The sequence below is a fragment of the Pantoea sp. alder81 genome (genome assembly GCF_020179835.1).
Lineage (GTDB): Bacteria > Pseudomonadota > Gammaproteobacteria > Enterobacterales > Enterobacteriaceae > Pantoea.
Map to the genome: position 1 here is coordinate 370,721 of NZ_JAIUDA010000001.1, position 23,643 is coordinate 394,363.

At 52.7% G+C, this 23,643-nt stretch carries 23 protein-coding genes and 2 tRNA genes; 13 read left to right on the plus strand and 12 right to left on the minus strand.

Going from position 1 to position 23,643, the window contains the following annotated elements; all coding sequences use genetic code 11:
* Positions 1-5 precede the first annotated feature (5 nt).
* The 5 genes from LBW88_RS01705 to rmf all read left to right on the plus strand — a co-directional run bounded on the left by LBW88_RS01705 (position 6) and on the right by rmf (position 5,834).
* Entirely contained in the window at positions 6-1,919 is a 1,914-nt protein-coding gene (locus LBW88_RS01705) for an ABC transporter ATP-binding protein (protein ID WP_224929468.1), read from the plus strand.
* Positions 1,920-1,935: 16 nt separating this feature from the next.
* Positions 1,936-3,219 carry a membrane integrity-associated transporter subunit PqiA gene (pqiA, locus tag LBW88_RS01710; RefSeq protein WP_224929465.1) on the plus strand — a complete coding sequence of 428 codons (1,284 nt, stop codon included), beginning with the start codon at positions 1,936-1,938 and terminating at the stop codon, positions 3,217-3,219.
* The gene (gene pqiB, locus LBW88_RS01715; protein WP_224929462.1) at positions 3,191-4,834 is read left to right on the plus strand and encodes an intermembrane transport protein PqiB; all 1,644 of its coding nucleotides are present in this window, start codon (positions 3,191-3,193) and stop codon (positions 4,832-4,834) included. The genes pqiA and pqiB overlap by 29 nt, the downstream gene beginning before the upstream one ends.
* A complete protein-coding gene (gene pqiC / locus LBW88_RS01720; protein ID WP_224929459.1) occupies positions 4,831-5,397 on the plus strand; it encodes a membrane integrity-associated transporter subunit PqiC in 567 nt (188 codons plus the stop codon). Before pqiB ends, pqiC begins: the two co-directional genes overlap by 4 nt.
* A gap of 269 nt (positions 5,398-5,666) precedes the next feature.
* On the plus strand, positions 5,667-5,834 hold the full coding sequence (gene rmf / locus LBW88_RS01725; RefSeq protein ID WP_007887362.1) for a ribosome modulation factor: 168 nt from the start codon (positions 5,667-5,669) through the stop codon (positions 5,832-5,834).
* 66 nt (positions 5,835-5,900) lie between these two features.
* Here rmf and fabA read toward each other — a convergent pair whose 3' ends face one another.
* Together fabA and LBW88_RS01735 are read right to left on the minus strand one after the other, a co-directional pair.
* The gene (fabA, locus tag LBW88_RS01730; protein WP_200570894.1) at positions 5,901-6,419 is read right to left on the minus strand and encodes a bifunctional 3-hydroxydecanoyl-ACP dehydratase/trans-2-decenoyl-ACP isomerase; all 519 of its coding nucleotides are present in this window, start codon (positions 6,417-6,419) and stop codon (positions 5,901-5,903) included.
* Between the two features lie 67 nt (positions 6,420-6,486).
* On the minus strand, positions 6,487-8,349 hold the full coding sequence (locus LBW88_RS01735; RefSeq protein ID WP_224929457.1) for an AAA family ATPase: 1,863 nt from the start codon (positions 8,347-8,349) through the stop codon (positions 6,487-6,489).
* Between the two features lie 53 nt (positions 8,350-8,402).
* Between LBW88_RS01735 and matP the strand changes: the two genes are divergently transcribed.
* Positions 8,403-8,870 carry a macrodomain Ter protein MatP gene (gene matP, locus LBW88_RS01740; RefSeq protein ID WP_224929454.1) on the plus strand — a complete coding sequence of 156 codons (468 nt, stop codon included), beginning with the start codon at positions 8,403-8,405 and terminating at the stop codon, positions 8,868-8,870.
* A gap of 90 nt (positions 8,871-8,960) precedes the next feature.
* Here matP and ompA read toward each other — a convergent pair whose 3' ends face one another.
* Both ompA and sulA read right to left on the minus strand, forming a co-directional pair.
* Positions 8,961-10,031, minus strand: coding sequence for a porin OmpA (ompA, locus tag LBW88_RS01745; RefSeq protein ID WP_224929451.1), 1,071 nt, complete (start codon positions 10,029-10,031; stop codon positions 8,961-8,963).
* A gap of 349 nt (positions 10,032-10,380) precedes the next feature.
* Positions 10,381-10,872: an SOS-induced cell division inhibitor SulA gene (sulA, locus tag LBW88_RS01750; RefSeq protein ID WP_224929448.1), complete on the minus strand. Its 492-nt coding sequence runs from the start codon at positions 10,870-10,872 to the stop codon at positions 10,381-10,383.
* 222 nt (positions 10,873-11,094) lie between these two features.
* Here sulA and LBW88_RS01755 point away from each other — a divergent pair, with 222 nt between their 5' ends.
* On the plus strand, positions 11,095-11,718 hold the full coding sequence (locus LBW88_RS01755) for a TfoX/Sxy family DNA transformation protein (protein WP_224929445.1): 624 nt from the start codon (positions 11,095-11,097) through the stop codon (positions 11,716-11,718).
* A gap of 1 nt (position 11,719) precedes the next feature.
* On the opposite strand, the gene yccS is transcribed toward LBW88_RS01755, so the two are convergent.
* Together yccS and LBW88_RS01765 are read right to left on the minus strand one after the other, a co-directional pair.
* Positions 11,720-13,858: a YccS family putative transporter gene (yccS, locus tag LBW88_RS01760; protein WP_224930305.1), complete on the minus strand. Its 2,139-nt coding sequence runs from the start codon at positions 13,856-13,858 to the stop codon at positions 11,720-11,722.
* A gap of 12 nt (positions 13,859-13,870) precedes the next feature.
* The gene (locus LBW88_RS01765; protein ID WP_224929441.1) at positions 13,871-14,314 is read right to left on the minus strand and encodes a YccF domain-containing protein; all 444 of its coding nucleotides are present in this window, start codon (positions 14,312-14,314) and stop codon (positions 13,871-13,873) included.
* Positions 14,315-14,437: 123 nt separating this feature from the next.
* Between LBW88_RS01765 and helD the strand changes: the two genes are divergently transcribed.
* Entirely contained in the window at positions 14,438-16,492 is a 2,055-nt protein-coding gene (gene helD, locus LBW88_RS01770) for a DNA helicase IV (RefSeq protein ID WP_224929438.1), read from the plus strand.
* 3 nt (positions 16,493-16,495) lie between these two features.
* On the opposite strand, the gene LBW88_RS01775 is transcribed toward helD, so the two are convergent.
* Entirely contained in the window at positions 16,496-16,957 is a 462-nt protein-coding gene (locus tag LBW88_RS01775) for a methylglyoxal synthase (RefSeq protein ID WP_224929435.1), read from the minus strand.
* A 67-nt stretch (positions 16,958-17,024) separates the two neighbouring features.
* Positions 17,025-17,651, minus strand: coding sequence for a DUF2057 family protein (locus LBW88_RS01780; protein WP_224929432.1), 627 nt, complete (start codon positions 17,649-17,651; stop codon positions 17,025-17,027).
* Between the two features lie 176 nt (positions 17,652-17,827).
* Between LBW88_RS01780 and LBW88_RS01785 the strand changes: the two genes are divergently transcribed.
* On the plus strand, positions 17,828-18,250 hold the full coding sequence (locus tag LBW88_RS01785) for a CoA-binding protein (protein ID WP_224929429.1): 423 nt from the start codon (positions 17,828-17,830) through the stop codon (positions 18,248-18,250).
* A 32-nt stretch (positions 18,251-18,282) separates the two neighbouring features.
* Here the strand turns inward: LBW88_RS01785 and hspQ are convergent, their stop codons facing one another.
* Both hspQ and rlmI read right to left on the minus strand, forming a co-directional pair.
* Positions 18,283-18,600 (minus strand): heat shock protein HspQ, encoded by a 318-nt coding sequence (gene hspQ / locus LBW88_RS01790; protein ID WP_034820407.1) that lies wholly within the window; start codon positions 18,598-18,600, stop codon positions 18,283-18,285.
* A 58-nt stretch (positions 18,601-18,658) separates the two neighbouring features.
* The gene (rlmI, locus tag LBW88_RS01795; protein WP_224929426.1) at positions 18,659-19,849 is read right to left on the minus strand and encodes a 23S rRNA (cytosine(1962)-C(5))-methyltransferase RlmI; all 1,191 of its coding nucleotides are present in this window, start codon (positions 19,847-19,849) and stop codon (positions 18,659-18,661) included.
* Between the two features lie 82 nt (positions 19,850-19,931).
* Here rlmI and yccX point away from each other — a divergent pair, with 82 nt between their 5' ends.
* Positions 19,932-20,210 carry an acylphosphatase gene (gene yccX, locus LBW88_RS01800; protein ID WP_224929423.1) on the plus strand — a complete coding sequence of 93 codons (279 nt, stop codon included), beginning with the start codon at positions 19,932-19,934 and terminating at the stop codon, positions 20,208-20,210.
* Here yccX and tusE read toward each other — a convergent pair whose 3' ends face one another.
* The gene (gene tusE, locus LBW88_RS01805) at positions 20,211-20,537 is read right to left on the minus strand and encodes a sulfurtransferase TusE (protein WP_084934770.1); all 327 of its coding nucleotides are present in this window, start codon (positions 20,535-20,537) and stop codon (positions 20,211-20,213) included.
* Between the two features lie 100 nt (positions 20,538-20,637).
* Positions 20,638-21,294 carry an FtsH protease modulator YccA gene (gene yccA / locus LBW88_RS01810; protein ID WP_224929420.1) on the minus strand — a complete coding sequence of 219 codons (657 nt, stop codon included), beginning with the start codon at positions 21,292-21,294 and terminating at the stop codon, positions 20,638-20,640.
* Positions 21,295-21,518: 224 nt separating this feature from the next.
* On the opposite strand from yccA, the gene LBW88_RS01815 reads away from it, so the two are divergent.
* The 3 genes from LBW88_RS01815 (at position 21,519) to agp (ending at position 23,605) form a co-directional block, all read left to right on the plus strand.
* A tRNA-Ser gene (locus LBW88_RS01815) sits at positions 21,519-21,606 on the plus strand.
* A gap of 35 nt (positions 21,607-21,641) precedes the next feature.
* A tRNA-Ser gene (locus tag LBW88_RS01820) sits at positions 21,642-21,729 on the plus strand.
* A 256-nt stretch (positions 21,730-21,985) separates the two neighbouring features.
* Positions 21,986-23,605: a bifunctional glucose-1-phosphatase/inositol phosphatase gene (gene agp / locus LBW88_RS01825; protein WP_224929417.1), complete on the plus strand. Its 1,620-nt coding sequence runs from the start codon at positions 21,986-21,988 to the stop codon at positions 23,603-23,605.
* Positions 23,606-23,643 lie beyond the last annotated feature (38 nt).

Genomic DNA, 23,643 nt, shown 5'->3' on the forward strand with positions numbered 1-23,643 from the left:
GTTTTATGTCACTGATCAGTATCCATGGCGCTTACCTCTCATTCAGCGATGCGCCGCTGTTGGATAACACCGAACTGCACATCGAAGAGGGCGAACGCGTCTGTCTGGTGGGCCGTAACGGTGCCGGTAAATCCACATTGATGAAAATCATCAACGGCGAGCAACCGCTGGATGATGGCCGCATTATTTACGAACAAGATTTGGTTGTGGCGCGTCTGCAACAGGATCCACCGCGTAACATTACCGGTTCTGTGTATGACTTTGTTGCCGAAGGCGTGGCAGAACAGGCTGAACATCTGAAGGCATATCACGCGATTTCCCATCTGGTGATGGAAGATCCTAGCGATAAAAACCTGAATGAAATGGGCCGCCTGCAAACCATTCTCGATCACCAAAATCTGTGGCAACTCGACAGCCGTATTAATGACGTGCTGCTGCAGATTGGTCTGGACGCAGACACTGAACTCTCCTCACTGTCGGGCGGCTGGTTGCGTAAAGCGGCGCTAGGCCGTGCGCTGGTCAGCAACCCGCGCGTATTGATGCTCGATGAACCAACCAACCACCTCGATATCGAAACCATCGACTGGCTGGAAACCTTCCTCAAAACCTTCACTGGTAGCATCGTGTTTATCTCGCACGACCGTTCGTTCATTCGCAACATGGCGACGCGTATTGTCGATCTTGACCGCGGTAAGCTGGTCTCCTGGCCGGGCAACTACGACCTTTATCTCACCGGTAAAGAGGAAGCGTTGCGCGTAGAAGAGATGCAGAACGCCGAGTTTGACCGCAAATTAGCGCAGGAAGAAGTGTGGATCCGTCAGGGCATCAAAGCGCGCCGTACGCGTAATGAAGGACGTGTGCGTGCGCTGAAAGCCTTACGTAACGAGCGTTCTGAACGCCGTGAAGTGATGGGCAAAGCAAACATGCAGGTCGGCGAAGCCGCTCGCTCGGGCAAGATTGTGTTTGAGATGGAAAACGTCAACTACAGCGTTGATGGCAAAACGCTGGTGCGTGATTTCTCCACTCAGGTGCAGCGCGGCGATAAGATCGCTCTGATTGGTCCGAACGGCTGTGGTAAAACCACCTTACTGCGTCTGATGCTGGATGAGCTAAAAGCGGACAGCGGCCGTGTGCACTGCGGAACGAAGCTCGAAATCGCGTATTTTGACCAGCACCGTGCTGAGTTGGATCCGGATCGTACCGTGATGGACAACCTCGCGGAAGGTAAGCAGGAAGTGATGGTGAACGGTAAGCCGCGCCATGTGCTGGGCTATCTGCAGGACTTCCTGTTCCATCCAAAGCGTGCGATGACGCCAGTACGTGCGCTGTCCGGTGGTGAACGTAACCGCCTGCTGTTGGCTCGTCTGTTCCTGAAACCTAGCAACCTGTTAATTCTCGATGAACCGACCAACGACCTCGACGTGGAAACGCTGGAGCTGTTGGAAGAGTTGGTGGATGGTTACCAGGGCACCGTCATGCTGGTGAGCCACGATCGTCAATTCGTCGATAACACCGTGACCGAATGCTGGATCTTTGAAGGCAACGGCGAGATTGGCGCCTTTGTTGGCGGCTATCACGATGCGCAGTTGCAGCGTAGCGCCTATAAGCAAACCAAATCCGCCACGGTGAAAACCTCATCCGCTGCGCCAAAAGCGGCAGATAAAGGTAATGAGCCAAAACGTAGCGCGAACAAACTAAGCTATAACCTGACACGTGAACTGGAACAGCTGCCGCAAAAACTGGAGCAACTGGAGACACGTATCGGTGAGCTACAGGCAAAAATGAGCCATCCGGACTTTTTCAGCCAGCCGCACGACAAAACTCAGCCCGTTTTAGATGCGTTAGCGCAAACTGAAAAAGAGCTGGAAGTGGCGTTTGAACGCTGGGAAGAGTTAGAAGCGTTGAAAAACGGCGCGTAATACAGAGGAAGTCAGTATGTGTGCAACGGATCAGGCGCATCAGTGGATTCTCTGTCCACAGTGTGATTTAACCGTGAAACTGCCTGCCGTGCCGGTGGGGAGTCGCGCGCGCTGTCCACGTTGTCATACCACGCTGACTGCCAACTGGCATGAGCCGCGAAAACGTCCCACCGGGTACGCTTTCGCGGCGTTGTTTATGTTGGTGCTGGCGAATCTTTTTCCTTTTATCAACATGCATGTTGCTGGGCTGAGCAGTCAGATTTCACTGCTCGAAATCCCTGAAGTGATGGATCGTGAAGATTATCGCAGCCTGGCAACGCTGTTCCTGCTGTTTGTACAAGGTATCCCCGCGTTCTGTATGGTCACCATTATTCTGCTGGTGAACCGGGTGCGCATGCCGCACAGCCTGCGTCTTGGGCTGGCACGTATCCTGTTCCATCTGCGTAGCTGGGGCATGGCCGAAATCTTTATGGCCGGGGTATTGGTCAGTTTCGTCAAGCTCATGGCTTACGGGGAGATTGGCCTTGGCAGCAGCTTTTGGCCGTGGTGCTTGTTTTGCGTATTGCAGCTTCGCGCTTTCCAGTGTGTGGATCGTCGCTGGGTGTGGCAATGCATCCAGCCACTACCCGCCATGCCAAAGGTGCCGATGGCAGGGATCAGCGGTTTGAAACAGGGGCTGCGAAGCTGTCCTTGCTGCACGGCAATATTATCGGCTGGGCAGATTGAGTGCCCACGCTGTGGTGTAAAAGCTCAGCCACGTCGTAAACACAGTTTGCAATGGACGCTGGCGCTGCTGATCACCTCGGTGATGCTCTATATTCCCTCGAATATTATGCCGATCATGGTGACGGAAACCCTCGGGTCGCAGTATCCCTCAAACATTATGGCCGGGGTGATTTTGCTGTGGAGCGATGGATCCTGGCCGGTGGCACTGGTGATTTTTATCGCCAGCATTATGGTGCCGACGCTAAAAATGTTGGCGATTGCCTGGCTTTGCTGGCACGCCAGCGGCCGTGGCCAGCGCGATGATGAGAAAATGCACCTGGTTTATGAAGTGGTGGAATTCGTTGGCCGCTGGTCAATGATTGATGTGTTTGTGATCGCCGTTCTTTCCGCACTGGTGCGAATGGGACGGTTGATGAGTGTTTATCCTGCGCCAGGCGCGCTGCTGTTTGCGATGGTGGTAATTCTCACCATGTTTGCAGCCATGACCTTTGATCCGCGCCTGATTTGGGATCGACTACGGGAAACTGAACGTAAGGAGCCGCGTCTTGACGGACAACCATCACGGGACTGCTGAAGTCGACCAGATTAAACGCTGGTCGCCGGTCTGGATTGTACCCATCGTCACGCTATTCATTGGTGGCTGGATTCTGTTTTATCATTTTAGCCATCAGGGCCCGGAAGTGACGTTGATCACTGAGAGCGCTGAAGGCATTGAAGCCGGAAAAACCACCATTAAAAGCCGTAGCGTCAATGTCGGTGTGGTGGAGAGTGCGGTGCTGACTGACGATCTGCATCATGTGGAGATCAAGGCGCGCCTAAACGCCGGTATGGAAAAATTGCTGCATGGCGACAGCGTGTTTTGGGTGGTGAAGCCGCAGATTGGTCGTGAAGGGATCACCGGTCTCGGCACCTTGCTGTCAGGGGCATATATTGAGCTGCAGCCGGGCACTAAAGGCGATCAACCTGAGCATTATTCGCTGCTGGATGCGCCTCCGCTGGCACCACCGGATGCCAAAGGTATTCGCATTACTCTCGACAGTAAAAAAGCCGGACAGCTGAATGCAGGCGATCCGGTGCTGTTCCGTGGCTACCGCGTGGGTACCGTCGAAACCAGCATCTTTGATACCGACAAGCGCATGATGACCTATCAGTTGTTTATCGCCGCGCCTTACGATCGTCTGATTACGACCAATGTACGCTTCTGGAAGGACAGCGGTATTGCCGTGGATATGTCTGCATCAGGTATGCGCGTTGAGATGGGCTCGCTGACCACGCTATTCAGCGGCGGCGTGAGTTTCGACGTGCCAAACGGCGCTGAACTGGGTCAGATCGCCGAAAATAAAGCGGAATATCACCTGTTCGATGATCAGCGCAGCATTCAGGATTCGCTGTATACCGCGCACACGGATTTCCTGATGTTCTTCACGGATTCGATTCGCGGCCTGCAGGTTGGCGCCCCGGTAGAGTTCCGCGGCATTCGTCTTGGGACCGTCTCGCAGGTGCCTTATACCATCCCAGGCATGAATCAGGCATTGAATACGGATTATCGGGTACCCGTATTGATTCGCATCGAGCCTGATCGCTTTATCAATCGACTGGGTGGCGATTTCAACCTGGAACAGCATCTGCAGGATGGCAAAAAACGTGGCCTGCGCGCGACGTTGAAAACCGGCAACCTGCTCTCAGGAGCGCTGTATGTTGATCTTGATTTCTACGACAACGCCCCAGCGTATAAAGGTCCAAATCAAGTAGCGGGTCTGGAAGTGATTCCAACTGTCAGCGGAGGCCTGAGCCAGATTCAGCAGAAACTGACGGCGGCGCTGGATAAGATCAACGGACTGCCATTGAATCCAATGATCACCGAAGCGACAGGGACTTTGAAAGAGAGCCAGCGTACGATGCAACAGTTGCAGAAAACACTGGATAACCTCAATCACATTACCGCGAGCCCAGCGATGAAAACGCTTCCGGCAGACATGCAGCAAACCCTGCGTGAACTGAACCGCAGCATGAAGGGGCTGCAACCAGGATCGCCTGCTTACAGTAAGCTGGTGGGTGATATGCAGCGACTTGACCAGGTGCTGCGTGAATTGCAGCCGGTGCTGAAAACGCTCAACACCAAAAGCAATGCATTGGTGTTCGAAGCGAAGCCGGGCCAGGATCCACAGCCAAAGAGGGCGAAACAGTGAAAAAAGGGCTGATTATCGGTGCGATGCTGCTGCTGACGGGGTGCAGCAGCACTATTGAAAACACGTATTATCAGCTGCCGGCGGGCAGCAATGTCGCCCGCGTGGACAGCGAATCGAGCGGCAACCAGCCCATGATTTGGGTCGAGCAGGTTACGGTGCCTGATTACATGGCGGGCAACGGTTTGGTCTACCAAACCAGCGATGTGAAATATGTGATTGCGGCCAATAACCTGTGGGCGAGTCCGCTGGATCAACAATTACAACAGACGTTGATCACCAATCTCAGTAAAGCGCTGCCGGGAAGGATTGTGGCGGGCTCTCCGCTGGGCGAGAGCCATGACACCTTGACGGTGAATGTGACCGGCTTTCAGGGACGTTATGATGGCCAGGTTGTGGTTAGCGGGGAATGGCTGCTGCAACATCAAGGCCGCCTAATCAAACATGGCTTTAATCTGACGCTGCCGCAAAATGAAGATGGCTACGATGCATTAGTGCGTACTCTATCTATTGGCTGGCAGCAAACGGCGCAACAAATCGCAAATAGTGTCATTTCGCTAAATTAAGATTTGTTCGATGCTTATGCTAAGTCCCTGATTTGCCGTTGTGTGACGGACATCAAATCAGGGGCTTTTTTTATTTTTGAATCAGTCAGATATACACGGAATTGACAAAATTAGATGTCGATTTAACGTCAAATTGATGACATTGGCGTGAATTTTGCGCATTGACCTTTCTTCTGCTTGGGGTTAGAACATTACTGTGGTTGAACATTATATCGCCACTCTTTCTTTCCACCCAGAATCCACCAGACCTGAAATGAGGGAATCGAGGCATGAAGAGACAGAAGAGAGACCGCCTGGAACGAGCACATTCACGAGGCTATCAAGCCGGTATTACGGGCCGCTCAAAAGAGATATGCCCTTATCAAATGATCGATGCGCGGTCTTACTGGTTGGGAGGTTGGCGTCAAGCCATGGAGGACAGGTCGGCGGTGGCCTAGCACTGTCGGATGTCTATCAATAGGGAAGAAACCTCCGCTGCGTGCGGAGGTTTTCGTTTGGGAGGATTAGAAAGCTGAGGTGTCTTTAAACAGGCCTACTTTCAAATCGGTCGCGGAGTAAATCAGGTTTCCGTCGACAAACACTTCACCATCCGCCACGCCCATCACCAGTTTACGGTTGATTACGCGCTTGAAGTGAATTTTGTAAGTCACTTTCTTCGCGGTTGGCAGTACCTGGCCGGTAAATTTCACTTCACCCACACCCAGTGCGCGGCCTTTACCTTCTGCACCCAGCCAGCCGAGGTAGAAACCTACCAGCTGCCACATGGCATCAAGGCCCAGGCAGCCAGGCATTACCGGATCGCCTTTGAAGTGGCAAGCGAAGAACCACAGGTCAGGGCTGATATCCAGTTCGGCTTCCACATAACCTTTGTCAAATTTGCCACCGTCTTCGGTCATCATGACCACGCGGTCCATCATCAACATGTTATCTGAAGGAAGCGGCGGTCCATTTTCGCCAAACAGTTCGCCGCGACCTGAGGCAACCAGGTCTTCTTTGCTATAGGATTCGCGTTTATCTACCATGTTCTCAATATGCCTTCTTTTAGTGAAGCCCGAATATTAGCGAACAGTTGTACGCTGGGCAAATCAATCAGCTGTGGTTGAACCAGTTGAGCCAACGGAATGGCCACGGACGATGACGAATTTCCTGTTGATTAAACTGTGCAATGCGCTCCTGGATGGTATTAAGCAGCGACTCGCCGTTCTCACTTTGCCACGCGATATTGGTCAATAACGGGAGTGCTTCATCAACACTCTCAACCGCCCAGATATGGAACTGCTCTTGCTGCACGGCATCTACCACGGCCTGGCTCAGGCTTAAATGCCGAATGTTGCTGGCCGGCAGAATCACACCTTGTTTACCTGTCAGTTCGCGTGACTGGCAAATATGGAAGAAGCCCTCGATTTTTTCATTCAAGCCGCCCACAGGTTGAACATTACCAAACTGGTCCACTGAACCGGTAACGGCAATCTGCTGATTGAGCGGCTGATTAGCCAGCGCGCTGATTAGTGCACACAACTCGGCCAGTGAGGCGCTATCGCCATCGACTTCAGAATAGGATTGTTCAAACACCAAAGAGGCAGAGAAGGGCAGTTGTTGTTCGAGTTCAAGTTCTGCAATCAGATAGGCCTGCATAATCATCATGCCTTTTGCATGAATATTGCCGCCCAGTTCCGCTTTACGCTCTACGTCAGTAAATTCGCCATCACCTGGATGGACGACACAGGTGATACGTGACGGCTCGCCCCATGGACGTGGATGCCCAGGGAATTCCACTACAGACAGACCATTAATCTGTCCCACCACTTCACCCTCTGTTTCAATCATGATCTGATTGAGCAGAATTTCATCACGCATGCGGTCGGCGAGGTAGCTCTCACGCCACTCACGTGCTTCCAGCGCTTCTTTTAACGCTTCGGCATTGATGGCGTCACCGTGCAGTGCGGTTTCCTGAAGTTGGCGGCGTAACCAGCGTGGACAGAGAGGTAAGGTTTCCTGATCACCCGTGAAACGAACGGCTTCAGTCATCAACAATGGCCAAAAATCGGCTTCAGGCTGATCCAGACCGGCTTGCTCTGCTTGCGTGAGCGTCCACTGGCACCAGAAGGTCATGTCCTCTTCGTCGGTAATCTGCAGGTTCTCTTCGAACTCGCTGTAGAGTGCCATTTCATGCACTTCGGCATCCAGTTCCTGGAAGCTGGCTAATGCATCACGATCGCCACAGAGCACCAGGCGCAGTTGCAGCGGCAGGGAAGGGATGGCCACGGGCAACGGCTGACGTTCGTCCTGCGAATACCAGTCAAAGCGACCTTGTTCGATGCACTTACGCAGGCGCAGCCAGAGTAGCGGTTGAGCCAGTAAGGTGTTGACGGCGAGGATCAGGGTGCCGCCATTGGCTTGATGAATCAGGCCAGGTTCAGGCTGGATACGATCTTTATACTGACGTACGCAACCAAACAGCTGTTCGGATTCAATCCAGTCAGCAAAGTGAACACCGCCCTGACTGGTGAATGGCCGATTAGCGTCGCTGGGCGGCATCAGGCTCACCGTGTCACCCATCACATGGTAATCACCACCATACAGGGCGATCTCTTCAGGCTGGAAGCGCTGTGCGGCTTCAGCGATGCAGGCGAGGTAATCGCTGTTTTCCTGACTGCGCAGCAGCAGCAGGGGAAAACCTAAGGTTTGATGATGCAAATGCGCCAGCGCATTCAGCAGACGCGGCTGAACCGCGGCAAGACTATCGCTATCTTCCAGTGAGACGCTCGAGAAAATGGATTGGTAGCGGGTGCTATCCGGCTGCAGGGCTTGCCACGTAATTTGAGTGCTGGTCAAAATATTCGCATTAGTCTTATTTAGGAAAAGCGCGATTATACAGGAATCGATTTGGTTAAGCACTGCGGAGTTCCAGCCCGAAATGTGATGACCGCAACATGTTTTTCCTTGCTGCATCCGGGAAAAAAGCTGTTATTCTTAGTTTGTTACGTGATCACGATGAGATTCCGATGAAATACCAGCAACTCGAAAATCTTGAAAGTGGATGGAAGTGGAAATACCTGGTGAAAAAGCATCGGGAGGGTGAATTAATCACCCGTCATCTTGAGCTCAGCGCCGCGCAGGTCGCGGTGGACTCCCTGCTGGCGATGGAAAACAGCCCAGTAGAGGTAGCGGAATGGATTGCTCAGCATATTCACCCCGATCTCGAGAACCGTCTCAAGCAGACAATTCGTGCACGTCGTAAGCGCCACTTCAATGCGGAACATCAGCACACGCGCAAAAAGTCGATCGATTTGGAATATCTGGTGTGGCAGCGTCTGGCAGGGTTAGCGCAGCGTCGCAGCAATACGCTGTCAGAAACCATTGTGCAGTTGATAGAAGATGCCGAGCGCAAAGAGAAGTATGCCAGCCAGATGTCGACGCTTAAGCAGGACCTGCAGGCGATTTTGGGTAAGGGCGGATCAGAAAGCGAATAGCGTTGCTGGCTACACAGTGATGCTGTTTTAACTCAGTTAAAAAGAGATAAAAAAACCCCGCCGGAGCGGGGTTTTTTATTGCGTGATAACTTAAGCCTGTGGCTGAGTCACAACGTCTTTGATACCTTTCACGTCGATTTCAACGCGACGGTCTGGCGCCAGGCAGTCGATCAGGGCATTACGGCCTTTCACGCTGTCACAGGTGTTGCCAGTAACTGGGTTAGATTTGCCCATACCGCGTGCAGAGATCTTGTTAGAAGGGATACCTTTAGATACCAGGTAATCAACTACAGACTGAGCGCGTTTCTCAGACAATTTCTGGTTGTACTGCTCTGAACCGATACGGTCAGTGAAGCCCAGTACGACAACAGAACCGTCTTTAGGATCCATTGAGCTCAGCTGGCTGTACAGCTGATCCAGAGCCTGCTGGCCTTCTGGTTTCAGAGTGGCTTTGTTGAAGGTGAACAGTACGTCAGACTTCAGGGTGAAACGCTTGGTTTCAACAACTGGCGCTGGAGCTGGTGCTGGAGCAACAACTGGTGCAGCTGCTTCATCCTGACCGAAACGGTAAGAAACGCCGACGCTCAGCATGCTGTTGTCTGGACGCGCACCAACGGTACCTGCGTCACCGATGTTGTTAACCCATTGGTAGTCCAGGCGAGTTGCCCAGTTTTTGGTCAGTGCGTATTCAACACCAACTGCAGCCAGCGGAGAAACGCCGGTGTCGTGGTTGCTGATTCGACCAGTAGTTGGGTTGGTCTGAGTAGAGTCTGCACGCCATACCATGCCACCCAGACGGGTGTACACGTCGAAGTCTTCAGTGATTGGGTAGCTCAGTTTAGCAGCCAGCTGAACGCCTTGTGCTTTGAACGCGCCATTGGTCACGCTGCCTTTGTTAGGCATACGGCCTAACCAGTCATAGCCCAGCTCGAAGCCCAGGTATGGGTTAGCCTGGTAGCCCATGAATGCACCAGCACCAAGCTGAGATTCGTGAGTTGGACCGTTGTTGTTCTCGTAACCGTTACCGTAGTAACCAGTATCGTGATACTGAGACCAGCCCAGTTTAGCACCGGTGTACCAGGTGTTATCTTTAGGAGCGGCCTGCGCTACGGTAGCGAAGCCAGCCAGTGCCACTGCAATTGCGATAGCTGTCTTTTTCATTTTTGCGCCTCGTTATCATCCAAATAGGCAATGAGCAAAAAGGTTGCTCTTTGTGTTAATCCTTCGCCGGGTCTAAACGCTCGCTTTTGACTCTACCGAAAAAACGGAGGTTATTGAGCACCCTGGCGAGATAAAGTCTACAACGAGATTGGAAAGTTACAAGTATGATGTGAGGCCAGTCTGCAAAAAAACAGGGATTTATACACACATTTTAACAAATCACATGGCAAAATCTTCGCTAGCGGATTGAGAAAAAGCGGCTAAACCATTGTCAAAGCTGGCGGGAAAAGAATCAGTGGCTTAGCAGCATCCTTAAGAAAAAAAAGCGTGAGAAAATTCCTGGTTTTACTTAATGAAACAAATCTAAGGGAATTTTTGGCGTATTTGGTTGTCTGGACAAGACGCGATCGTGACCTTGCGGACGCATAATCAGACCCAGCGCTTCACCTTCAGCCGCTGCCATTTCGAGTTCAAACCGCTCTTCATCATTCAATTCGTACGGAATCCAGGCCAAAACCACACTGTAATTCCCGGTGCGCAGAGCCTTCACCATACTTTCTACGGTACTGAGTCGTTCAGATTCGGTGATATGCATACTTTTCTCCAGCGGCAAACCTGACTGCTGCATCCAACTGCGATTCAGCTTGTGCGCCGGCGTTAACCACAGCTGCCAGCGTGACTGCTCGCTGAGTTGCTTTAACACAGGCAGCAGCAGTAACTGCATCATGCCAGGCTGTTCGCTATAACGCAGTTCAGTAATTCCACCCAGAGAAGGCTGCGTCAAGCTTGAAGAAGCAAAACGTTGAGAACGATCAGCAAGGCCAGAGAAATGAGTACGCATTTTTTTAATCACTCAGTAATGAACTGTATGGATGTACAGTAAAGTCTTCCTGGATAAAGATCAACCTCAATTTCTGAAAACACCTCGCAAATTGTGCACAACGCAGGCAGCAAATGCTTTTATTCATTGAACAGCTAATGGGTTTTTTCTATCTTCTAACCAGATGAAAATCCAGGGTTTTAAGGAATATTCTCGAATGAGAATTCACGGAAAGGAGCTGTAATGAAAACCAACAATCCACTCGTTAAACAATCTAAAGCACAGTTGGCGCCGCTGGGAAAGATCGAATCCCGAACGCAATTTGGGGGCTATGCACTCACGGTAGAAAAGGTGATTTTTGCCTATATCAATGAAGATGCCCTCTACCTGCGTGCCAGTGAAGAGCTGCAGACTTATCACACTCAACGCGCGCTTGAGCCGCTGGTGTATCGCAAACGTGGCATGCCAGTGCAGCTAAACTACTTCAAGGTGGATGCGAAGCTCTGGCAGGATCCTGATCAGTTATTGCGGCTTTCAGCCAGTGCGCTGCATGCGGCCCAGCACGAATTAGCGAACCGTATCGTGACATTACGATTAAAGGATTTGCCAAATCTCAGCCTGCGCATGGAGATGATGTTGCATAAAGTGGGCATCAATTCAGTGAAAGTGCTGCATGAAATGGGGTCGCGTCAGAGTTGGCTCAAATTGCGTGCGGTCAATAAGCATATTGGGCTGAAAACCTTAATGGCGTTGGAAGGGGCGATTTCCGGACATCATCAGGCTGCATTGCCTGCGGCGATCAGAGATGAACTGCATGCGTGGTATGTCAAAACGCTCCACCAAAAAAACACGGTGGAGCCGAGTTAACTTAATGACTGGATAGTGTGCGGCGCAGGCGGGCAATTTCCGGCAGCAGGGCAATCAGTAATCCCAACTGTTGCATCACCAGCGGCGCCTGCACGTCCGAACTGTTTTTGATACCACTTAATTGTTGCATCACCTGCTGCTGCATAGCTAATGCCTGCTGGTCGTCAACGCGTTCAATCTGCAGCACATCCTCAACAAAACAGACTGCATCATCTAATACGTTGAGCAATGCAGGGTCAGAGAGTCGTTCGCGATGTGCGCCCAGCGCCGAGATGTAACTCAGGAAGGAGTGATTCAGGCACAGTAACCGGAACGCGTTTTCACGCAACGGTTGCTGAAGCTTGAGTTCACTACTCATGTTCGAGACCACAGATGCTAATTCAGCATCGGCATTGTGAGCATCACGGCGTGCCACGCGATAGGCCAGACGATTATCTTTGCCCTGATGATATTGCTCCAGAATGGCATCGAGATAACGACAGTTGGCATTCAGCGTGCGGTCAGCCACGGCGCTAATCTTACGAAAACGCCAATCGGGCCAGACAAAGGCCACGGCCAGCCAGGCCAGTCCGCACCCTAACAGCGTGTCAACGATACGCGGCAGCGCCACCTCAAAGCCTTCACCCAGCAGGTTAAAGCACAGCAGTACCAGTAAGGTGATAAACAGTGTGGCTTGCGCATACTGAATCTGGCGAAAGGCAAAAAACAGTACGCCGCTTAACACGATTAAAATCAGCTGCCCTTCGATAGAGGGCACCAACCACAGTACCGGTAAGCCGATGGCGATGCCTGCCAGTGTCCCACCGATACGTAAGGCGAGTCGGCGGCGTGTGGCGTTGTAGTTAGGTTGGCAGACAAACAGGCTGGTGAGCAAAATCCAGTAGCCGCGATGAAGACCGGTAATCTGAATGAAAGCGTATCCGACACAAAGCACCAGGGACATGCGCACAGCATGGCGGAACAATGCCGATCCGGGGCTCAGATGACGGCTCAGCCGTAACCGAATATCCGCCCATCCACTTAGCCCTTCACGAGAAAGATGGTTATCAGCGGAGGAAGGCGGCTCAGCCAGCGCTTGTTCAGACTCAATCGAGGCCAGTTGCGCATCAATCGCACGTAAATTACGTAGCAGCCAAAACAGCGCCCGGATGTGTGGATCCTGTAGATCATTCTGCTGTAATCGTTCCAGCGCCGTTTCCAGCCGCGTAAAGGTGCGTTCGAAACTGCTGTCATGATGCCACGGCTGCCGTAACAAGATGCTCTCAGCTAGCTTTCGACAGGCTTGCGCTTGCATATTCAACAGGCGCTGGAAGCGGAATAATACCTCGTTATAGCGCCAGTCATCGCGCAGCAGGTGATATTGCAGATGAGATGAACTGGCGCGCTCGTGTATATCCTGCGCGACAAAATAATAGTGCAGGCTGCGGCGTGTGCTGCGTGAACCACGGTCGCCGCGTAAGCGACTTTGAATGGTGGTTTTCGTCTGATTAAGTTGCGCCACTAACTGGCTGTTCACCATCGCCGTGGCGATAGTACTGGCATCATCCTGTTCACCTGCATCTGGATCAAACAGATTCGCTTTGGCCTCCAGATAACTCGCCAGCTGAGAAAAACTGGCCGCCAGTTGCTCCTGCACCGGTCGCACCGGGAAGATCAAATGCCCGATAAAGGTCAGCAGGTTGTACCATAGCGCACCAATCAACAGCAGAGCAGGCTGCATCCACCACTGAGGGAACAGGCCAATACCCAACATGGTGTACACCGCAATCAGCAGTGCGCCAAATGCAATGGTGGCATAGCGCTGTCCCAGAGCGCCAAGCAGAATAAAGCCCCAGCTAGAGAGCGCCAAACCGATAGCAAAGGCCCATGGATAAGGGAACAGCAACTCAACCGATACCGAAGCGATGCAGAAACACACCAGCGTAATCATCAGATTGCGCAGGCGTCCAGTCCATCGGTCATCCAGATCGGCCAGCGCGGCCGCGACCACGCCAAGCGTTAAAGGTATGGTCCATTCTATCTGCTGCAGCCACCAGGGAACGGCGGCGCAACCTGCCAGCGCGAAGAAGATGCGCAGTAAATAACGCAGGCTGCTATTGAACAGATAACGTCGCCATCCCGGCATCGCGTTCAGAAGCATCAATCGTCCGCCTTAGTAACGACGGCGCGCATTCGCTTCACGCGCGGCCTGAGCCTCTTCCACCGAAACCACACGGCGACCCACTGGCCAGAGTGCAATGGCGGCAATTTTAAAGTTCGCGATTCCGACGGGAATGCCGATGATGGTCAGGCACTGGATAATCCCCGCAGAAATATGCATCAGACACAGCCACCAACCGAAAAATACCAGCCAGAAAATGTTGAGAAAGGTTCCGCCCGCATTGAGGACATGACTTTTGCTATCGGGGCGCAGTACATCGACGTGTACAGCTTCATTTCCAAATGGAAGCAGTGAAAGTTTAGTGATTTCCCAGCAGGATCGCGTCAAAGGTAGGGTAAAGATCAGCACAATGCTGACAAGCGTGACAAATAGCCAGCTCAGGGTGGTGAACACGCCACCCAAAATGAAGTTAAGAATATTGAGTACGGTGCGCATAACACGATTTTCCTTTTGCAATCCGCAATATGTGTCGCCCAGTTTAGCGTGTTTTAAGGCTGGAGCGTCAAGAGTCTGACAGGTAAACTGCGCGATAATCGAATTCCACAAGACGGTGCAGACATGGAACTGAAAGCAACATCAATGGGCAAACGTCTGGCTCAGCATCCCTATAATCGGGTGCGTCTGCTGGCCGCCGGCGTGGAAGTCAGTGGCGATCGTCATGAATATCTTATCCCTTTCAACCAGTTAATCAGCATTGCCTGCAAGCGTGGCATGGTCTGGGGAGAACTGGAATTTCACCTGCCGGATGATAAAGTTGTGCGCCTGCACGGCACAGAATGGCAGGAGACGCAGCGTTTTTTCCACTATCTACAGCATGCCTGGCAGCAGTGGAGCCAGGAAATGAGCGAAGTCAGCGCACAAGTTCTGGTCGCGCTGGAGCAGGAGATCATCGCCTTCACGCAACAGGATCGCTGGTTAAAGCGCAGTGAACTTGCCACGGTGAAGGAGAGCATAACTCGCCAGTTTTCCGCCTTACCGTTGCCACTTTCGCGCATGAATGAGTTCGAAAATTGCCGTGCACGCTGGCAGTTTTGTCAGCAGTGGCTGGAGCAGGGTGAAACCGCTATTCGCCAGCGCAACCGTGAGTGGACGACGAAAGTCATCAAGGATTACCACGAATTCTTCTCCACCGTCGAAACCACGCCGCTCAACGCTTCCCAGTGTGAAGCGGTGGTCAACGGTGAAGATGCCTTGCTGGTACTGGCCGGTGCAGGAAGTGGTAAAACTTCGGTGCTGGTGGCTCGCGCGGGTTGGCTGATTAAGCGCAAACTGGCGCAGCCGGAGCAAATCCTGCTACTGGCATTTGGTCGCCAGGCGGCCGAAGAGATGAACGATCGTATTCAACAACGCTTAGGTGAAAGTGCGATTCAGGCGCGAACGTTCCATGCCCTAGCGTTGCATATCATCCGTGAAGGCAGCAATAAGCAGCCGGTGATCAGCAAGCTGGAGAGTGACAGCAAGGCACGGCGGCAACTGCTGATCGACACCTGGCGCGAACAGTGCAATAGCAAAAAAGCGCAGGCGAGCGGCTGGCGTCAGTGGCTGCAGGAGGAGCTGGAGTGGGATGTCGCTGAAGGCCCATTCTGGCAGGATGACAAGCTGGCGCAACGGCTGGCCTCGCGAATGGAGCGCTGGCTGGGGCTGATGCGTATGCACGGCGGTGCGCAGGCGGCGATGATTGCCGATGTACCTGAGGAGTATCGCGATAACTTCAGCAAACGCGTCAAACTGATGGCGCCGCTTTTGAAAGCCTGGAAGAGCGCGTTGAAAGAGGAGGGCGCGGTCGATTTCTCCGGACTGATCCATCAGGCGATTGCCATTCTCGAAAAAGGACGCTTTATCAGCCCGTGGAAGCATATCCTGGTGGATGAATTCCAGGATATCTCGCCTCAGCGTGCCGCCTTGCTGACCGCATTGCGCCAGCAGAACAAGCGCACCAGCTTGTTTGCCGTGGGCGATGACTGGCAGGCCATCTATCGCTTCAGCGGTGCCGAGATGAGTCTGACCACCGCTTTCCATCACTATTTTGGTGATGGCGATCGCTGCGTGCTGGATACCACCTATCGCTTCAACGATCGTATCGGTGAAATTGCCAACCGCTTTGTGCAGCAGAATCCCCACCAATTGCACAAGCCGCTCAACAGTCTGAGCAAAGGCAATAAGAAGTCGGTCACGCTACTGCCGCAGGAGCAGCTGGAGCCATTACTGGATAAACTCAGCGGTTATGCGAAACCGGAGGAGCGCGTATTGTTGCTGGCACGCTATCACCATCTGCGTCCTGTCATCCTTGATAAAGCCAAAACGCGCTGGCCGAAATTAAAGCTCGATTTTATGACCATCCATGCCAGTAAAGGGCAGCAGGCTGATTTTGTCATTATGCTTGGGCTGCACCAGGGACGTGACGGCTTCCCCGCCGAGGCGCGAGAATCGATTATGGAAGAGGGGTTATTACCTCAGCCGGAAGATTTTCCTGATGCTGAAGAGCGGCGGTTGGCCTATGTCGCCATTACCCGCGCGCGTCAGCAGGTGTGGATGCTGTTTGATAAAGATCGGCCTTCCGTATTTGTCGAACACTTCCGCGAATTGGGCGTGCCGCAGAGCCGGAAGGCCTGAACATTAGGCTTTCAGGCGTTCGGCAAGATATCGCTGATAATCAGGGATTTGGATCTCAAACTGCTGGGCAAACATCGGTGCCTGAATAATGAAATCTGCGGTGGCGCGATTGGTCGCCACCGGGATATTCCACACGGTAGCCAGACGCAGCAGAGCTTTGACATCGGGATCGTGTGGCACCGCATTTAACGGATCCCAAAAGAAGAACAGTACATCTATTTTCCCTTCGGAAATCAAAGCGCCCACTTGCTGATCGCCACCCATCGGGCCGCTCAGCATGGCATTTACGTCTAAACCCGTGTGGCGATTGATCAGACTACCGGTGGTTCCGGTGGCATAAAGAACATGAGGTTGCAGCGCGCTCTGGTTGGCTTTGACCCACTCAAGCAGTGTCGCTTTGCAGTGATCGTGGGCGACGAGGGCAATATGTTTCTGAACTTCAAGGGTACGAACGGTCTGCTCCATAGGGCTTCCTGTTTCTTCTCATGGATTAATTTTAAGGCATGAGTTTACCCCTGACATTTCAACTCTATCAACTTGCGCGTAAGGTTTTCATCCAACTGATAAAACGCAGGCGCGTGGCGGCATCAAAACGCTGGAACCACTGTTGTAAGTAAGGCAGATCGCCCGCATCCTGCCAGGCAAAATCGAGACTCATCTGTGCATCCGGTACACTTACTGATTGCAGCGCAAAGCGAGGAACTGATGCCGCCTGGGCAGTACGGTTATAATTCAGCATGGCTTTTTCCAGATCGCTATCGCTACCCTGCGGTAAGCGGTCACGCAGGCTGGCAATTTCGTTACCGTGCTCGTCAATCAGCTGGAAATTAAGCGCTTTATCGAACGTGCTACGTTCACGGCGATTAGCCAGCGCGGGCAAACGAATCGCGACTGATGTCGCGCTGGCATTGAACGTAACGATCATCGGCACCGACTGAAAATGCGTGGCATCCGCACCGGGCTTCTCGACGCGAAACAGGAATTGATGCTGTCCACGCTCCAGCTCAAGGCTGTCCGCGCCTTTCAGCAGCGAGCCTGAGATTTTGCGCCCATCAAGTACCAGCAGATCGATTTCAGGATCGAGCTTGAGGGTGATGGCATGGCAGGATGCCGATACGAGTAACACGAGTAAACTCGTAACAGCCAAAGACAGCTTCATTTCAACTCCCGGAGGATGGGGATTATGGGTGATGTGTAGCAAATTATTACATTATGGCAGTAAATTTACATTTTTACATATTTATTCGTGCTGAGGCGCAAGGTTTTCGCCAGAAGAACTTGCGTTACTCATGTGAAAGCCATCTACACTCAGGCGAGTGAATAAGGAGAAAATGCATGAATGATCAAACGATTCGAGATGTGTTGAGCCGAACCAAACGCATTGCGCTGGTCGGTGCCAGCGATCGCGCCGATCGCCCAAGCTACGGTGTGATGAAGTTTTTGCTCGATCAGGGTTACGAGGTGATTCCGGTGAGCCCGAAACTGGCGGGACAGCAGTTGCTGGGGCAGACCGCTTACGCCACGCTGGCTGAAATTCCTGGCAAAGTGGATATGGTGGATGTGTTTCGTAATGCTGAGGCAGCGTGGGGTGTGGCGCAGGAAGCGATAGCCATTGGTGCCGATACGCTTTGGCTGCAATTGGGCGTGATCAATGAGCAGGCGGCAGTGTTAGCGCGCGATGCTGGCATGACTGTGGTGATGGATCGTTGCCCGAAAATTGAAATTCCACGCCTGAGTATTGCGCCCCTGGCACAGTAAAACAGAAACGGCGACCGAGGTCGCCGTTAGCATTAATGGCGCAGGCTGGGTGCCTGCAGCTGCTGCCGGATGGAAGCGGCAAGTTCATCCATCGACGGTTGCTCAGGATGCTCATACGAGGTCTCACCGGCTAGCTGAATTTCAGCAACATAGGTGTGCACCTGTTCGCCTTCTTCATCTTCCATCACCACGTGATACCACGGAGCAGCGCGCAGCGTTTCGCTGGCGGCCACATCATCCTGCTCGGGTTCATCAAGAGAAAACTCCGGGTCGACATCCACGATAACGCCGAGCACCCCGGAGAGACGGTGACGGACCTGCTGTCCAATTCCAAATTTGCTGGTAATCATTGTGCCTCCCAAAACTGTGCCCTGTCTCTAATATGGAGGCAGGGTACAGATTTTCAAGTCACAGCACGCGGCAGGCAAATCCTTTCAGATAAAGCCCTTCAGGATAGCTGGCGATCACGGGATGATCGGCTGCCTGACGGAACTGCTCTACAAATTGTACATCACGACCTGCATCCAATGCGGCATCGGCGATAATTTTCTGGAACAGATCGGTGGCCATTAACCCTGAGCATGAGAATGTCAGCAGAATGCCGTTAGGGTTGAGCAACTGCATCGCCAACATATTAATATCTTTATATCCGCGGCAGGCGCCCATCAGCTGATTTTTGTTCTCAACAAATTTCGGCGGATCCATCACAATCACGTCAAACTTTTCACCGCTGTCACGATAGCGACGCAGCAATTTGAATACGTCATCACGCACGAACTGTGCACGCGACAGGTCGAGACCATTGAGCTCAACGTTCTGTTTCGCCACATCCAGCGCGTCCTGTGAAGTATCCACGCTGATCACTTCGCTACAGCCGCCCATCAAAGCTGACACGGCAAATCCACCGGTGTATGAGAAGCAGTTCAGCACGCGAGCGTTTTCAGCATAGCGGCGCGTGGCAAAACGGCTGTCACGTTGATCAAGGTAGTAACCGGTTTTGTGGCCGCCCTGAATATCGACCAGCAATTTCATACCGTGTTCGGTAATTGGCAGTAACGGCGGCGGAAGCTCACCAGTGACTGGGCCTTGAGTCAGTTCCAGCCCTTCTTTTTTACGCACGGCAACATCAGAACGATCGTAAATCGCGCAAGTCGGGAAGCACTGCTGTAAGGCAGAAAGAATCGCTGGACGCTGATATTCAGCACCAGCAGACAGCAGTTGCAGCACCATAAAGTTGCCGAAACGATCAATGGTCACGCCAGGCATGCCATCCGACTCGCCGGCAATCAGACGATAGCTATCAAGGCCATCGCGTTGCGCCAGCCATTCGCGCCACTGCTGCGCTTTTTCGAAAGCGCGTACAAAGAAGGCGATGTCGATTGACTCATCCTGCTGCCAACTCCAGACGCGCGCGCGAATTTGTGACTGCGGAGAATAAGCGGCACGGGCCAGCCATTTACCATTGCTGTCGCAGACATCAATGGTTTCACCAGACTGGGCTTTACCTTCCATACGTGCAACGGCACCTGAGAACACCCACGGATGGCGGCGGAGCAGGGATTTTTCACGTCCCTTTGCGAGAATCAATCGAACGGTCATGTTTGCTATGCTTACCTGAAAAAATGAGGCGCCATTTTCCGGTGGATGGCGGCAAATTGCAACGCACAATGGGGAGATTGCCATGGCGAACACTTGCTACAAAATTTGGGTGCACGGTTTGGTGCAAGGGGTAGGCTTTCGTTATTACACCCAATCACAGGCCAATCAATTAGGCGTTACCGGCTATGCACATAACCTGCGCGACGGCAGTGTTGAAGTGCTGGCCGCTGGCGATGAACAAAAGGTGGACGAGTTAATCGCCTGGCTGAAAGCCGGCGGGCCTACCAGTGCACGGGTTGATAAGGTGCTGGTGGAGCCTCATCAACCCACGCCAATTCCCACGCGATTTACGACTGGCTGATTACAGACACTTGGCGGGTTTTGGCAAACCAGCGATTTTAGTGGCTTGTTTTGCCGGACCTTCCGGGAACAGCCGGAAGAGGTAACGGCTATTCCCCTTTTCCTCGCCATACTTCTGGGCCATGGCTTTCACCAGCATGCGCACTGCAGGGGAAGTATTGAACTCCTGATAAAAGGTGCGCACAAAGTGCACCACTTCCCAGTGAGCCTCAGTCATGGCAATGGCTTCATTCTCCGCGATCACCGCAGCGAGTGCTTCGCTCCAGTCCGCACTATTTTTTAAGTAGCCTTCCGCATCGGTGGCGATCTCTTTACCGGCAAAAATCACAGTCATTCCTCACAGCATTAATCGGCATATTGTAAGTTCGCCGGCTGTTAAAAAGCAAAAACCCCGCCGAAGCGGGGTTTTGAACGTTTACGTCTGCAGCTTAATCTTTGCTGGCGAAGCCTAACAGGCTCAGCAGGCTGACAAAGATGTTATACAGCGAAACATACAGGCTCACGGTAGCGCGGATGTAATTGGTTTCGCCGCCATGAATGATGTTGCTGGTTTCCCACAGAATCGCACCCGCAGAGAACAGGATAAACAGCGCACTGATCGCCAGATGCAGCGCTGGCAGTTGCAGGAAGATATTCGCTACCACTGCAACCAGCAACACCACGAAGCCAGCCATCATCATGCCGCCGAGGAACGACATGTCACGACGCGTGGTGAGGACGTATGCCGAACAGCAGAAGAACACCAGCGCCGTACCGCCCAGCGCGATGGCAATCACATCACCCATGCCTGCAGCAAGGAAAGAACTCAGGATTGGGCCAAGGCAATAACCGAGGAAACCGGTAAAGGCGAAGGCAGCCAGAATACCCGCCGGGCTGTTGGCCAGACGATGAGTCAGGAACATCAGGCCATAAAAGCCCACCAGCATCAGGATTAATCCCGGAGACGGTAACGCGTAGACGGTGCTAAGTGTGGCGGTGAGGGCGGAGAACGCCAGCGTAATGCCTAATAAGAAGTAAGTATTGCGCAGCACTTTGTGGGTGCTGATCAGAGATTGCTGCTGTGACGAGCTAATTATTCTATCCATCATGCGCTCCATTATAGAGAGAGAACACCAAATATGGCCTGAGGATACGCAACGGCTCCCAGACAGCAAAGTCGTTTTACCCATCTTTACGCGATAAATTGCTGTTTCACTGAACAGAATGGTGATTTTGACAGCGAAAAAATGGATTTTGGCTGTTTTTCAGGCGAACGATTCAATCCACGCTTTACATCGTTCGGGGGGATGTTTATAGTGCGCCTCATTGCGGAGGGGTGGCCGAGTGGCTTAAGGCAACGGTCTTGAAAACCGTCGATGGGAAACCATCCGAGAGTTCGAATCTCTCCTCCTCCGCCATCACTCTTGCAGAGTGAAGTTACAAAAAGATTTCCGGAGGGATGGCCGAGTGGCTTAAGGCAACGGTCTTGAAAACCGTCGATGGGAAACCATCCCAGAGTTCGAATCTCTGTTCCTCCGCCATATTAAAGAAGCCCGCAGAAATGCGGGCTTTTTGCTTTTCTGCGTTCCGGAATTCCGAAAAACATCCCGTTGCTTTTCAATCTGCTGCTGTAACCCGACGGCACGCGCGTTTACTGCTATATTCCATTCACGGTTTTTGTAAACATCTGGCGATTTTCCGAGGCAAGCTGGGTTACACTGTGCGGTAATTCGCTCAATGGCGAGCTAATCGTTTGAATGCCAGAGTGTTTCACTGATGAATTATGGAATAGGCACAATGATCAAGAAACTGAGTCTTTGCGCGTTGTCAGTTATCGCTGCGCTCCCGATCGGTATGTCTGCTTACGCAGCAGATGGAGATATGCAGTTACAGCAAGTGCTGATGCTGAGCCGTCACAATTTGCGCGCACCGTTAGCCAACAACGGCAGCGTGCTGGAACAATCTACCAAGAAGAATTGGCCGCAGTGGGATGTGCCCGGCGGCGAGTTAACCACCAAAGGCGGCGTGCTGGAAGTCTACATGGGTAACTATACCCGTCAGTGGCTGGCACAACAGGGGCTGGTAGAAAGCGGCACCTGTCCGGACAGCAGCAACATCTTTGTCTATGCCAACAGCCTGCAACGTACGGTGGCGACCGCGCAGTACTTCATTACTGGCGCCTTCCCTGGCTGTGATATTTCCGTGACGCATCAGGATGCGATGGGCACCATGGATCCTATCTTTAATCCGGTGATCACTGACGGCAGCGACGAATTCAATAAGAAAGCACTGGCAGCGATGACGGCTGCGAATGAGAAGCTGGCGTTGAAACCGGCTTTCCAGCAGTTAGAGAAGATTGTTGATTACAAATCTGCGCCAGCCTGTAACGGCAAAAAACAGTGTGATCTGAGCGGCGGTGATAACACCTTCAGCGCGGAAAATGGCAAAGAGCCTAATGTGAATGGACCGCTGAAAATCGGTAATTCACTGGTCGATGCCTTCACGCTGCAATATTACGAAGGTTTCCCGGCCGATCAGGTGGCCTGGGGCCAGATCAAAACCCCTGAGCAGTGGAAATCCCTCGCGGCGATTAAAAATGGTTATCAGGATGCGCTGTTCACTTCTCCTGATGTCGCGCGTGAAGTGGCCGCACCGCTGGTGGATTACATCCGCAGTCAGTTAGTGGACCAGGACAAAGCGAACGCACCGAAAGTCACGGTGATGGTGGGGCACGATTCGAATATCGCCTCACTGCTGAGCGCCTTGCAGGTTAAGCCATACGAGCTGCCGGGCAACGATGAGAAAACGCCAATCGGTGGCCAGGTGGTGTTTGAGCGCTGGCACGATGCTAAAAACAACAAAGATCTGCTGAAAGTGGAATACGTTTATCAGACCGCGGAACAACTGCGCAATGCTGATGTGCTGAACCTGAAAAATCCGCCGAAGCGTGTCACGCTGCAACTGGCAGGCTGTGATGCTGATGCCAACGGTTATTGCAGTTGGGATCAGTTTGCTACCGCATTGAATACTGCACTGCAGGGCACCCCGCTGCAGCCGGCTGCTCCGGCTCCGGCAGCACAGCCAGCGGCACAACCTGCGCCTGTTGCCAATGACGACGCTAAAGCGAAAGCGGATCAGGCCGCTGCAGATAAAGCGGCCGCAGATAAAGCTGCAGCGGACAAAGCAGCGACGCAGAAAGCGGCTGATGCTAAAGCAGCTGAAGAGAAAGTGAAGGCGGATAAAGCGGCTGCACAAAAAGCAGCAGAGGATAAAGCGAAAGCTGAGAAAGCCACTGCACAGAAAGCAGCGGACGACAAAGCGAAAGCCGATGCCGCCGCAGCGCAGAAAGCGCAGTCAGATGCTACGCCAGCCAAGCCGGAAGGCGAGGCGGCAAAAGCGGCTCCTGCCAGCAACTAACGTTGCAGCAATGAAAAAACCCCGTCGCGACGGGGTTT